This window comes from Pseudoalteromonas sp. 120-MNA-CIBAN-0494 (assembly GCF_040308885.1).
GTDB classification, from domain to species: Bacteria; Pseudomonadota; Gammaproteobacteria; order Enterobacterales; family Alteromonadaceae; genus Pseudoalteromonas; species Pseudoalteromonas nigrifaciens.
This window is the reverse complement of sequence record NZ_JBEOOE010000007.1, coordinates 90,192-103,651: the sequence shown is the minus strand read 5'-3', so window position 1 is coordinate 103,651 and position 13,460 is coordinate 90,192. Positions and strand designations below refer to the sequence as shown.

General features: G+C 40.1%; 8 protein-coding genes. 7 read left to right on the top strand and 1 reads right to left on the bottom strand.

Annotated elements, in window-relative coordinates; all coding sequences use genetic code 11:
* Window positions 1-93 precede the first annotated feature (93 nt).
* Entirely contained in the window at window positions 94-678 is a 585-nt protein-coding gene (locus AAEY55_RS07185; protein ID WP_011327283.1) for a YqaA family protein, read from the top strand.
* Between the two features lie 40 nt (window positions 679-718).
* Window positions 719-3,364 (top strand): DUF2339 domain-containing protein, encoded by a 2,646-nt coding sequence (locus AAEY55_RS07180; protein ID WP_089367792.1) that lies wholly within the window; start codon window positions 719-721, stop codon window positions 3,362-3,364.
* A 63-nt stretch (window positions 3,365-3,427) separates the two neighbouring features.
* Here the strand turns inward: AAEY55_RS07180 and AAEY55_RS07175 are convergent, their stop codons facing one another.
* Entirely contained in the window at window positions 3,428-6,868 is a 3,441-nt protein-coding gene (locus tag AAEY55_RS07175) for a PAS-domain containing protein (RefSeq protein ID WP_089367793.1), read from the bottom strand.
* A 402-nt stretch (window positions 6,869-7,270) separates the two neighbouring features.
* Here AAEY55_RS07175 and AAEY55_RS07170 point away from each other — a divergent pair, with 402 nt between their 5' ends.
* From AAEY55_RS07170 to AAEY55_RS07150, 5 genes are all read left to right on the top strand, one after another.
* Complete coding sequence (locus tag AAEY55_RS07170; protein ID WP_011327286.1) at window positions 7,271-7,534, top strand: DUF4212 domain-containing protein; 264 nt, start codon at window positions 7,271-7,273, stop codon at window positions 7,532-7,534.
* Window positions 7,535-7,544: 10 nt separating this feature from the next.
* Window positions 7,545-9,269 carry a sodium:solute symporter family protein gene (locus AAEY55_RS07165; protein ID WP_089367794.1) on the top strand — a complete coding sequence of 575 codons (1,725 nt, stop codon included), beginning with the start codon at window positions 7,545-7,547 and terminating at the stop codon, window positions 9,267-9,269.
* Between the two features lie 115 nt (window positions 9,270-9,384).
* Entirely contained in the window at window positions 9,385-11,223 is a 1,839-nt protein-coding gene (locus tag AAEY55_RS07160; protein ID WP_089367795.1) for a putative nucleotidyltransferase substrate binding domain-containing protein, read from the top strand.
* A gap of 47 nt (window positions 11,224-11,270) precedes the next feature.
* Window positions 11,271-11,894 carry a 3'-5' exonuclease gene (locus tag AAEY55_RS07155; RefSeq protein ID WP_089367796.1) on the top strand — a complete coding sequence of 208 codons (624 nt, stop codon included), beginning with the start codon at window positions 11,271-11,273 and terminating at the stop codon, window positions 11,892-11,894.
* Between the two features lie 266 nt (window positions 11,895-12,160).
* On the top strand, window positions 12,161-13,258 hold the full coding sequence (locus AAEY55_RS07150; protein ID WP_115121833.1) for a transporter substrate-binding domain-containing protein: 1,098 nt from the start codon (window positions 12,161-12,163) through the stop codon (window positions 13,256-13,258).
* Window positions 13,259-13,460 lie beyond the last annotated feature (202 nt).

Below are 13,460 nucleotides of genomic sequence, written 5' to 3'. Positions count from 1 at the left end.
ACTAACGGTTTATATTTTCAGTCTAGATTAACTTAAGTATGTAATGATAAAGCATCTGAAATCGCGTTTTATTCACAATGAAAGGGAGTTATTATGGCGATTCAAAAAAAGCTTAAACAAAAAACACGTAATTTTATTGAATCTAAACATATGCTCAGTGGCATTACCGTGGCGTCGTTTTTAGAGTCGACCATAGTACCTATTCCGCTTGAAGCTGTTTTAGTACCCTTAATGCAAGCGCGTCGTGAAAAATTATGGCTTATTGCTTTAATGGCCACTTTGGGATGTATTGTGGGGGCGTTATTTGGTTATGCGCTGGGTTATTACTTATTTGATGCAGTTGGCGATTGGGTTATTAATAGTTTCTCAAGCCCCGAGCAGTTTGAAAATGTTAAACAACAAATGCACAATCAAGGCTTCTGGTTTGTAATAACGCTAGGCATAGTGCCTATTCCATTTCAAATAGCCATGCTGGCAGCGGGGGCGACTAAATATTCCCTCGGGTTATTTTTATTAGCCAGCGCAATTTCGCGTGCTATACGATATTTTGCTTTAGCGGTAGTTGTGTATTACGCCGGTAATAAAGCCGAGCAACTTATTAGTAAACATAAAACTAAAGCCATGATTACTTTAACTGTTTTTGTAATCGGTATATGGTGGTTAACGACGGTAATTTAATACCGCTAATTTATATTAAATAAAATAATAAGAGCATGCCATGGATGAGTTGATTGGGTTAGTAGGGCTATTTATATTAGCGATAATAGCAGGCGCTATTTGCGGGTTTATTGCACTTACACAGCTTAAAAGTTTAAGGCAACAAGTTGTGCAGTTAACAGCTAAAGTTAATAGTTTACTCCAGCAACAAGAGCAATTAACACCGCTTGCTAGTAAGCAAGCGCCACCACAAGCGCAACCACAACCACGAGTAAGCACACCAGCAACTGTTTCAACGCAGGTAAAAACTGCGGCTATAAGCGGCAATGAAGCTGCAGTTACTAAAACAGCTAAAACAAATACCTTCCCTAAAAAACCTAGCGTTTTACATACATTATTTAATAAATTACGTGCAGGATTTGAAGAAAACTGGATGACCTGGATAGGCGCGATAGCGCTTGCGTTTGGCGGTATTTTTTTAGCAAAATACAGCTTAGAAGCTGGGTTACTTTCGCCCGTTATGCGGTTGAGTTTAGGTGCACTATTTGGCCTTGGTTTAATAGCAGCTGCAGGGTATTTACATTATAAACGCATTGTATTTGAAGGGTTTAATAATTATATTCCGGCAGCCCTTGCTAGTGGCGGCTTTATTACCTGCTTTGCGTTAGCCTTACTTGCTTACAGTAACTACGCCATGCTTAGCTCCACTGTTGCATTTGTGCTATTGGCGATTATAGCTTTAAGTGCAAGCGTTATGGCAATTAAGTTTGGTCCTTTACTTGCTGTTTTGGGCATTATTGGTGCCTACAGCGTGCCTATTTGGGTTAGTAGTAATAGCGTTAATTTATTTTCTTTATTTATGTATGTTGGCTTTGTTAGTTTATTTGCCGCCATAGTGGCGCACCAAGTGCAGCGTATTTGGCTGTGGTATTTACTCTGGGCTGGGCATGTTTTTTGGTACTTAGCGGGTTTTGTTTTACTCGAAAGCAGCACCATTTGGTTACTGGGTGTTTATGCAGTCGCCAGTATTATTGGCCTCGTAGCTATCCCTCGTTTAGGGGGAAGGTTTACACTAATTGAGTTTCGCCCGCACAGCTTAAAGCGTTTAATTAATGTACTGCCCGATCACCCGTTAATGTTAGTGTTTACCGCACCGTTTATTTTGATGATGCTATTGCATAGGTTCGACGCGCAGTTTCAGATATTTAGCTTAATAACTTTAGTGCTAATGCTGTTTTTAGTATTAAAAAATAGCCGCTGGGATTTATGGCAAGCTGTGTGTTTAGTCATAGCCCTGGTCGTTTTAGTCAGTACCCAGCAAACTTTTGATTTTGATGATGCCTTGTTTATATTTAAACAAGAATATGGACTAGGTTTAATACTAGGTTTTACTTTGACTGCTTATGGCCTTTATTTTGGTCGTAAGTTTCCTAAGCGCTTGGCATTTCATATTACCGGCGCATTTAGTTTCTTTTTAATGATAGCCACGTTATACGCACTTATTCCTAATTCAGCGTTAAGTACAGCGTATCCGCTTTGGGCAGTTATATTACTTGTTGGTAGTGCTGTTTTAATAAAAAGTGCGCAGCACAGTGCTAGTTTGTATCAGCGTTTTACCTACTGGATAGCAGCAAATGCTAATATTACGCTCGCGATTACTATGCTATTAAACGACAGTGGCTTAACCATAGCGCTGGCTATTCAAGTGTTATTGATTAGCTTGCTGATCAAACGCCACAGCATACCTATGCCACATTGGCCTATTAAAGCACTGGTGGCAGCATTATTATTGCGACTAACTTTCTCACCGTGGACACCAAGTTACGAGGCTCTTACTATTTTTGGTTTGCACTGGAGTATAGTGGTGTACCCGCTGTGTACGGTGCTATTTTATGTTGCAGCAAGATGTTTTAACACATCAAAAATGCAGTTATGGCTAGAAGGTGCAGCGCTGCATTGCTTGGCATTATTTATTACCACCGAAACCAGTTATCAGCTAGTAGGGCATTATCCACAATTTGATTCATTGAGTTTTTACGAGCAAGTATTACTGGTTTGTAACTGGCTTGGGTTAGGTTGTGTGTATTTATATCGCGCGCGAATAGTAGGGAGTTTAGCAAAACTGTATCGCATTGGCGGCTTTGCATTGGCGGGCTTAGCTGGTGTGTTTGCACTAAAAACCTTAGTTGACGACAATCCGTTATTGAGTGCAATAGATATTGGTACAACGCCAATATTTAACTGGTTATTGTTATTATGGTTAGTACCTGCAGGGTTAACTTTGTGGTTAGCAAGGTTACTTAAAACTATAAATAGCAAAGCTATAAATACTAAGGTAATTGCAATAGTTCTCGCAATTGCGGGAATATTTACCTTCTTGGCAATTAACAGTTTAATTCGTCAATATTGGCAAGGGGCGTATATTTACTTATCTAAGGGGGTAGGTAACGCTGAGCTTTACAGCTATTCTATTATTTGGCTAGTACTGGGAGCAAGTACGGTTATTGTGGGCCATCTTAAAAATCAGCTACTAATACAAAAAGTAGGTTTAGGCTTATTGGCCGCGGTTATTTTAAAAGTATTTTTAATCGATATGGCAAACTTAACAGGTTTACTAAAAGCGATATCGTTTATTGGATTAGGGTTATCTTTAGTCGGGCTTAGCTGGTTGTTTCAAAAGCTGAGAAGCCGCGCTAACCTTGCTTAAGCCTTTATAAAATAAAGTAAAGGAAAACCCAGCCCGCTATTACTAACAGGCTGGGTATAATTTTTAAGTACTGTGATTTAGCAGCGCTTTTAGTTTGCCCGGTTTAATAGGCTTACTTAGATAATGAATATTAGCCGCTTTAGTTTCCTGTTTAAGCTCTTCATCGCGCACCGCTGTTATTAAGATAGCAGGGACTTGGTGTTGCCAAATATCTCTCAGGGTTTTTATAAGTGTTATGCCGTCGCAATCATTACCTAACTGGTAATCCATTAAAATCACATCGGGTGCGCTGTGCTCATTAGCGTGCGCAAGCACCTGTTCAACGTTATCAAATAAGGTGTAATTGGCTTGCCATTTGTTGAGTAAGCTTGCCATGGCAGCTAGATTGGCAGGATCGTCGTCAACGGCAACAATATTAATGGCGGCGCGGTTTTCCATTACACTATTAGCAATATTTTTATGCTGTACAAATTTTGCATCACCATAAGGTACTTCAATACTAAAGCGGCTGCCTTTATTAGGCACTGAGCATACATCAAGCGGTAAGCTGAGTAAGTCAGCCATTCTTTTTACTACTCCTAGACCTAAGCCTATGCCTTTATTGTCGCCAGCCTCAACCCGGTAGAAGTCATTAAAAATTTTAGCTTGCTCTGCTTCACTGATCCCTTGTCCTGTATCCCATACTTCTATGCGCAGGCTATGTTTACGGTTTCTACAGGCAATTAAAACTTTACCGCTTTGTGTGTACTTAATTGCATTAGAGAGCAGGTTTTGGATAATGCGTCGTAAATAAGTAATATCGCTGTGCACTATTTGTTGGTTAGAAAGCACTTTGAACGATAACCCTTTTACACTGAGTAAAATACTCGACTCGCTTTTAAGCGGTTGCAAAATATCGTCAATACAAAAGTGGCGTGGTGTAGGCGCCATTGCGCCTTGTTCTAACTTGGCTATTTCGAGCAGAGCCGACATTAAATGCACGGTAGAGTCTAGGCTGTCTCCTAGTTTATCAAGATTATTTTGATTAGTGCTATTGAGCTGCTTTTCGTCAATGGCGGCAAGGTATAAGCGCGCGGCATTTAATGGCTGTAAAATATCGTGGCTCGCCAGTGCTAAAAAGCGGGTTTTACTGTCGTTGGCTTTTTCGGCCTCACGTTTGGCTAAAGTTAGCGCCTGCTCAGTTTGGACTCGGCTATCTATTTGCGCTTGAAGGTCTTTATTAATGGTTTGTACTTCTTGAGTACGCGCCTCAATGCGGTTTTCTAAATCGATATTAATTTCTTCCAGCGCATTTTGAGTATTAATATGTGTTGTTATGTCTGAAAAGCTGGTAACAAAGCCGCCATCAGGCAAAGGGTTACCTATCATTTCGTACACTTGGCCGTTGCGGCGGTGGCGAATAAAATGATGCGAGGTGCCATTTTTTAAATGACGAACCCGCTTATCTACATGGCGTTCTATTTCGCCTGGACCACATTCACCACGCTCTGCGTTATAACGTATTATGTCTTCTACCGGTTGGCTCACTTCTAAAAAGCCTTCAGGGTAATTAAACATTTCGCTATAGCGTTTATTCCAAGCAACAAGTTTTAAATCTTTGTCGACCACAGAAAGACCATGGCTTAAGTTTTCAAGCGAGGTAAACAATAAGTTTTGGTTAAATTGCAGTGCTTGGGTGGTTTCATCAAAAAAGTTAACCACTTCTTCAAATGCCATGCGCTTACCAGACGATACAGTGTGCACTAATGCCTGAGCCGACGATGCACCAAGTACACCGGTTAACGCACGTTCGCAATAAGCAATAAACTCAGGTTTGGGGTGCGCGTTGTTGTCACTTAAATGATGGGCTAGGGCATAATTGGCTAATACTTGCTGGCTGCGCTGAATACCTAAAAAGGTCTGTAGCAGTATTTTAAAGTCGTATACCGTGGCTTTAACATCTTTATTTAAACGCTTTGATAAAATAGTCTGATCTTTTGGGTTAACAAATGCAGCAGCCTGAATTTTATCAATTAATCGCTCCTCAGCCCCTAACGAAAAGCTAATATAACAACCTATGTTAGCAAATAACGCAATCAGCGTGCCGCGGGTCATAAGGGTTTGTTGTAGCTCGTTATTTAGCGTGTTGCCAGCATCTAAAATAGGCAGCATTAAAAACAGCACCCAGCATATAAAGCCTGCAAGTAAGCCCGCATAAACGCCATAAGCATGGCCTTTTCGCCAATATAAACCACCTACAATAGCGGGTAATAATTGGGTTACTAACGAAAATGCCACCAAGCCCATGCTCGCTAATGCACTTCCGTGACCAAACCAATGCTGATAAAAATAAGCCAAGGTTAAAATACCGGCAATAGCAAAGCGTCGTACTAATAGTATTCTCGATCTATAGCTGGTGGTTATTAAGTTGCGTTTAAATTTGCGACGCAGTATTAGGGGCAGTACTACATCGTTTGAAATCATAGTACTTAAAGTGAGTGTTGCTACCACTATCATAGCAGTGGCAGCCGACAAGCCACCAATAAAAACGAAGGTGGTTAAAAAGGCATTATAGTGCAGCATTGGCAGGGCTAAAACAAAGCTGTCGGGTGAAAAGCTACGGCCTATTTCTGGGTGAATAGCGGCAGTTGCTATTGGAAAAATCATTGCTGCGGTAAGTAATAAGTACAGTGGAAACGCCCAGCGCGCGGTAAATAAATGACGCTTGTCTTGATTGTCGACCACGGTCACATGAAACTGACGCGGTAGGCAAATAATAGCCGCCGCAGCCATTAATGACTGGCCAATAAAGTTAAAACTAAAAAAGTCAAAGTCGGCCCAGTGTGTCCACAAAGGCTCGTCTACTTGATTAGCATAAGACTCAGGTAAGTTAAATAAAGAATACACAGCCAGCCCAGCCACCGCCATGAGTGCAATTAATTTTATGAGAGATTCAAACGCTACAGCAAGCATTAGCCCTGAACGATATTCAGTGACATCAACTTTTCGAGTGCCAAAAAATATCGCAAATAACGCCATAATTAAGGTTGCCGACAGGGCGACTATATCTCCAGATATTTTATTACTTGTTTGTAGCAGTAAAAAGCTCGAACTGAGCGCTTTTAATTGCAGCGCAATATACGGAATAGTCGCTAATAGCGCGATTAAAGTCACCATAATAGCGGTGGTTTGGCGCTTGCCATAACGGGCAGAAATAAAGTCGGCAATGGTGGTAATATTTTGCTTTTTACTCACTAAAACTAATTTACGTAAAAAGCCTTGGCCGAAAAAAAATAATAATGCGGGGCCTAGTAATATTGGCAAAAAACTCCAACTGCTTGTGGCTGCAGTTCCTACCGAGCCGTAGTAGGTCCAAGATGTACAATAAATGCCCAGTGAAAATGCATACACAAAAGGATGATGACTAATACGCTTAGCCAAAGGCGTGGTTTTATCGCCCCAACTTGCGAGCCAAAACAGCACTCCTATATAGCTCAAAGCAACAAAAATTAGTACGGCAGTCATGTATTTATTAAACCTTTTTGAATATGCACTCAACTAGCATGGACTATACACAATACCAGAGCTTGAATTAAGTGTGGGTGCGATATTTATTTATAAGTTTAAGCTGTTGTTTTTAATTGCTATTTATAAACATTAAATTATAGCAATACAGTATAAGACTAATGTCGCATGCAATCTAAATTTTATCAAAATGTTAACTGGTGGGATCTGAATAAAGTTTTAAATAGCTGAAAAATAATGCTTTTTAATTTTAATATCAGCTAAACACTGGTTTTTCGCCAAAAGGTTAACAGGCTGTTACGACTATGGTCGCAATTCAATATTTGCATTGCGTTGCTAAATTGGTAGATGAAAAATAAACCACTCATTACTTTTTAGTGATGCTTAAAGGGGAAAATAAAAATGGCTTTTAAAGATGAAGAACAAGCAAAAGCTTATTGGGCGGAAAATATTTCACTGTTATTTAAATTATTAGCAGTGTGGTTTGTCGTGTCATTTGGTTTTGGCATATTACTGGTTGATGTACTTAATGAAGTACGTTTTTTTGGGTTTAAACTTGGCTTCTGGTTCTCCCAGCAAGGTTCAATTTATACCTTTGTGGCTTTGATTTTTGTGTACGTAGTCAAAATGAATACGTTAGATAAAAAATATGGCGTAGACGAATAGGAGCTAAGCAATGGATGTTCAAACACTCACGTTTTTAATTGTTGGTTTAAGCTTCGCGCTTTATATCGGCATTGCAATTTGGGCCCGAGCGGGTTCAACTAAAGAGTTTTATGTAGCGGGCGGCGGCGTACCTCCTTTAGCTAATGGTATGGCAACCGCTGCCGATTGGATGAGCGCGGCGTCGTTTATTTCAATGGCGGGTATTATTTCGTTTGCGGGTTACGACGGCGGCGTTTACTTAATGGGGTGGACAGGTGGTTATGTATTACTTGCCATGTGTTTAGCGCCTTACTTACGTAAATTCGGCAAGTTTACTGTGCCAGACTTTATTGGCGACCGTTACTACTCACGTACCGCACGTTTAGTTGCTATTTTTTGTGCCATATTCATTTGTTTTACCTACATTGCAGGGCAAATGCGTGGTGTAGGCGTGGTTTTTTCTCGCTTTTTAGAAGTAGAAATTGAAACCGGTGTATACATAGGTATGGTTATTGTATTCTTTTATGCTGTTTTAGGTGGTATGAAAGGTATTACTTATACGCAGGTTGCACAGTATTGTGTGCTGGTATTTGCTTACTTAGTACCGGCCATTTTTATCTCTATGATGATGACAGGTCACTTCCTGCCACAAACTGGTTTTGGTGCCACACTGATTGGCGGAGAAGGTGCTTATGTGCTTGATAAGCTAGATGGCATAAGTTCGCAATTGGGCTTTTCTCAGTATACCGAAGGCTCTAAGAGTATGATTGATGTATTTGCTATTACCGGTGCATTAATGGTGGGTACTGCAGGTTTACCACATGTAATTGTTCGCTTTTTCACTGTACCTCGCGTTAAAGATACGCGTATATCAGCGGCATGGACCTTAGTGTTTATTGCTATTGTTTATACTACAGCACCAGCAGTTGCTGCATTTGCTCGCGTAAACATGGTTGATACTATTAACGGTAAAGATGGTAGCGGTACAGAGTATGCACAAGCACCAACGTGGATCAAAAACTGGGAACGTACCGGCTTAATTACCTTTAATGATAAAAATGGTGATGGCAAAATGTTTTACACTTCAGGCAGCATTGACGATCCAAACAGTGCTAATGAAGTAGATGTTGACCGCGATATTATGGTACTTGCTAATCCTGAAATTGCTAACTTACCAGCATGGGTTATTGCCCTAGTTGCTGCCGGTGGTATTGCAGCAGCATTATCAACAACCGCAGGTTTACTGTTAGTTATTTCTACCTCCGTATCGCACGATTTACTCAAGCGAACCCTTAAGCCCAATATTAGCGATAAGCAAGAGTTACTCGCAGCGAGGTTAGCTGCCATGGTCGCTATTGTTATATCCGCCTACTTTGGGATTAACCCGCCAGGGTTTGTGGCATCGGTGGTCGCATTTGCCTTCGGCTTAGCGGCAGCGAGTTTCTTCCCAGCTATTATTATGGGTATATTCTCTAAAGCAATGAACAGAGAAGGCGCAATTGCTGGCATGGTAACGGGTATTAGTTTTACCGCCGGTTATATTATTTACTTTAAGTTTGTTAGCCCAGAGCTTAATAGTGCCGAGCATTGGTTTTTAGGTATTTCGCCTGAAGGTATTGGCTTAGTAGGTATGATAATTAACTTTGCAGTTGCTGCAATAGTACTTAAATTTACTAAACCGACACCACTGGAAATTCAGCAGTTGGTTGAAGGTATTCGTAATCCTAAAGGATCTAGTGAAGCTCACGATCACTAAATCTATTTGCTTAACAGGCAATAAAAGTACCAAAAGCCCGACTTAAGTCGGGCTTTTTATTTGTTTAATAAATGATTACATTAAACCTTATATAAATCACTTAACGAGCGTAACTATGAGTGCAGAGCAGCAAGATATAACCCAATTTGTAACTATGCAGGCCCCGTTTAGCATGCTTGAGGCGAGTGCTTGCAGTTATTTTGTAAAGCACCTTGATATTGCTTACCTCAACCGTGAAAACCAAGCACAATGGCTGCAAAGTGAGCATCCTAAGTTATTTTTAATTCGCTCAGGCTTATACGATTTAGTGGATAGTAAAGGCGATATAGTTACGCGTTTAGCACAAGGTGATTATTTTGGTTTTCCATCGTTATTAACCGGTGAGGCGATGCAAAACAGGTTGGAAGTACAAAAAGAGGGCATAGTGTATATGCTGCCTCAGGAGCCGTTTGATTATTTGCGCCGTGAATATAAACCGTTTGAGCAATATTTTGTTCGCGCTCATGCAAACCGCTTACTCTCATCACATTATAAAAGTAAAACTGAAAGCTGGTCGGAGAGAAAAATATCGGAATTAATGACCCGAAAAGCCATTACTTTAACGCCAGATTCGAGTATTCGCCACGCGGCAAAACAAATGCAAGAGTATGGTGTGTCATCTATTATGATCACCCAAGATGCGCACTTAGTTGGGGTAGTAACCGACCGCGACTTACGTAATCGGGTACTGGCAGATGAAGTTGATCCACAGCAAAGCGTAAGCAGCATAATGACAGCAAAACCCAAGTTTATTTTTGAAAATAACCGGGTTTTTTCAGCGCTGCACCTAATGCTTAAACATAATATTCATCATATTCCAGTACTTGACGAAAACCACAAACCTTTGGGAATGATCACCAGTACCGATTTATTACGCCAGCAAAAAAGCGACCCGGTACAACTTATAGGTCGTATTTATAAAGCGCGCGCTATTGTCGATTTAAAACGCTACGCCAAAGAGATCCCAGAGTTGCTACGCGGCTTTTCGTACAATATTGACGACATATCGCTAATTGGCAAATTACTCAGTGGCCTAACCGATGCACTCACCTCGCGGCTAATTTATTTGTATCAACAAGAACATGGAGTAGCACCAAGTAGTTTTAGTTTTATTTGTTTTGGCTCCCAAGCCCGTGAAGAACAAACTCTACATTCAGATCAAGATAATGGCTTATTATTACCCGATGGTTTAAATGACGATGAGTTAGCCTACTTTAAAGGCATGGGGGAATATGTTTGCGAAAACTTAGTAGAGTGCGGCATTAGACGTTGCCCTGGCAATATAATGGCCAGTAGCGAGTTGTGCCGAATGAGTATTAGTGACTGGCGCGAGCGCTTTTTTAAATGGATAAGCAGCCCAACCCCTCAAGCCATGCTCAACTGTAAAATATTTTTTGATTTACGCTTTATCGAAGGCTCACACACACTTTATAGTAAGTTTTATGAGCAACTTACGCACATGTCACGCAACGAATTATTTTACGCCGCCATGGCCAACGACATTGACTCAAACAGCGTGCCTATAGGCTTGTTTAATAATTTTAAAACCGAAAAAACAGAAAAAAACTATAAATATATCGACTTAAAAAAACGTGGCGTAGTAATAATTAACGACATAGTGCGTTTATATGCATTAAGAGCGGGGATTCGCCGTGCCAATACCCAAGAGCGTTTAGACGCATTGTTAAAACACACTTTACTCAGCAAAGAAGATATTTATAACCTAAAAGATTGCTGGCGTTTTTTAACCCAGCTGCGATTAAGCACGCAAATAAATCAAGAAGGGCTGCCCAGTAATTGTATTAACCCCGACCAATTAAACTCTTTAGAGCGCCACCAACTAAAAGAAGCATTTTATCTGGTAAAACAAGCGCAGCAAGCCGCTGTGTTTAAATTTGCCCGTGGTAGCTTATAGCATGGCTGCTTATAAAAAAGCGGCGCACAAAGCGAGTAATAAACATTATGGTTAAGCGCTTAATTACCCGTTATTTTAAAAGGCGACAGCTACTGGCACATGCTGCTTTAAAGCAGCGCTACCTAGTGATTGACTTAGAGCTAACAGGGCTTGACGCTAAGCAGCACGAAATAGTGTCGCTAGCTTGGGTGGTTATAGAAAATCAATGTATAAAAATGAGTCAGTCGCAGCATTTAATTAATAAAGAGGTTAAAAACTTGGCACAAAGCCCAGTTTATCACGGCATTAATAATGATAATGTAGCTGCAGGGCAAAGTTTACATAGTATTTTAGAGCACCTTAGTGAGCACTTTAATGACTGTATTTTAGTGTTTCATAATGCCATGCTCGACTGGGGTTTTTTAAAACCAGCGCTTAAAAATGCCAATATTACTACGCGGCCAAAACTAATACTCTGCACCTTACAAATAGAAAAAAAGCGCCTGCAACATCAAGGCGTCGAAATAAAGCAAGATGATTTAACGTTAAACGAATGTCGTAATCGCTACGAACTGCCTAGTTATCATTGTCATCACGCACTTACCGACGCACAAGCCACAGCAGAGTTATTTTTGGCGCAGTGCCATCAAATAAGTAGCGGCAGAGGATTAAAAGTGAGGGAGCTTGCTTAGTTGCTAGCTTTATTTGCTACGATTTAAATCACTACTTTATGCACTCTTAACCTCTTTAATAAATAGTGTTTATGCATTTTAAACACCGTACTTGGCTTTTATTTTTATCTGAAAGCTAAGGCTACCATCTGAAAATTAAGCGCTAAATCAAGCTATTTTTGACCTTAGCTTGAAACTATTTTACACTTTCGTAACCTTATACATATTCTATTAGTATGTTTGTGAGCTTATAAGCTATTCACATCACCCCAAACAATTGAGTTTTTATGCTAACAAAAATATTAAATTCATTACGTGTAGGCGCTTTAAGCCTTATGGCAATTTTAACCTTATCGGTGCATGCTCAAAGTGCTTTGCCAGAGACAGGTTTGACCGTTGGTGTAGCGGGGGATGCTCCCTTTGTTATACACAATCCCCAAAATAATTCACTAGAGGGGATTTCACTTACAATTTGGGAAAATATAGCCGATAAAAAAAATTGGGAATACCAATATAAATATTTTACTACGGTTGATGAGGCACTTACCGCTTTGCAGCAAGGCGAAGTTGATTTACTTGCTGGGCCGATTAGTATTACCTCGGAGCGAGTGGAAAAGTTTCTGTTTTCTCAGCCTTATTACCAATCGAGTCTTACTATTGCCTCGCGCGATGAAAATGCCAGTATTTGGGGTAAAATAAAACCCTTTTTTAGCATGCAATTACTAATTGCTGTTGCCATATTTTTATCTTTACTAGCCATTGTTGGGCTGCTCTTTTGGCTTGCTGAGCGCAAACATTCTCCAGAGCAGTTTCCTGCAGATCCAAAAAGAGGGATAGCTAACGGTATGTGGCTAGCCATAGTGACTATGAGTACAACAGGTTATGGCGACATGGCACCGGTGAGCTTAAAAGGCCGAGTTGTAGCTGGTTGTTGGATGATTATTTCATTAATTTTTGCTACATCAATGATTGCAGGTATTGCCAGTACTCTTACCGTATCAAGCTTTAGCAGTTCTACTATTACACAAGTTGAACAATTTCCAGGTAAAAAAATTGCAGCATCAGCAGGCTCGCCAGCTATAGGCTTTATTGAAGAACATCAAGGCCAAAAAGTATTGGTAAATAACCTAAGCCAAGCCATGGAAAGACTAAAAGATAAAAGTGTTGATGGCGTTGTTTTTGACCGTCCACAATTGTTGTTTTATAAAAATAAACATAAAGCAGAGAATATTCATATTCCAAGTGCGGAGTATTATAAGCAAGGTTACGGCTTCGCATTTAGAGCCGACAGTAAACTAGTTAACGACGTTAACTTAGTTTTATTAAGGCTTGCAGAAGATCAAAAAATTGAACAAATAATGGCAGAGTATTTAGGTGATAAATAACTTTAATAAATGGCTATGGTAATAATTAAGTTTTAGCTGCTAGGGTGTAGCTATTAATTAGAGTAACACTACATAAAATTTAACTGCTTCGGCTATAGCTAAGGTTATTACCTTATATAGCCGAGCCTCTAGCAGCTTATAAGTTAATATTTAATTTTTAACTTATCATTTATTTAAAGTTTCTAATCGCTCCCTCTTATAA

Coding starts and splice junctions, on each gene's coding strand:
- AAEY55_RS07185 (WP_011327283.1), top strand. CDS start 94: ATGGCGATTCAAAAAAAGCTTAAACAAAAAACACGTAATTTTATTGAA.
- AAEY55_RS07170 (WP_011327286.1), top strand. CDS start 7,271: ATGGCTTTTAAAGATGAAGAACAAGCAAAAGCTTATTGGGCGGAAAAT.
- AAEY55_RS07155 (WP_089367796.1), top strand. CDS start 11,271: ATGGTTAAGCGCTTAATTACCCGTTATTTTAAAAGGCGACAGCTACTG.
- AAEY55_RS07165 (WP_089367794.1), top strand. CDS start 7,545: ATGGATGTTCAAACACTCACGTTTTTAATTGTTGGTTTAAGCTTCGCG.
- AAEY55_RS07150 (WP_115121833.1), top strand. CDS start 12,161: ATGCTAACAAAAATATTAAATTCATTACGTGTAGGCGCTTTAAGCCTT.
- AAEY55_RS07180 (WP_089367792.1), top strand. CDS start 719: ATGGATGAGTTGATTGGGTTAGTAGGGCTATTTATATTAGCGATAATA.
- AAEY55_RS07160 (WP_089367795.1), top strand. CDS start 9,385: ATGAGTGCAGAGCAGCAAGATATAACCCAATTTGTAACTATGCAGGCC.
- AAEY55_RS07175 (WP_089367793.1), bottom strand. CDS start 6,868: ATGACTGCCGTACTAATTTTTGTTGCTTTGAGCTATATAGGAGTGCTG.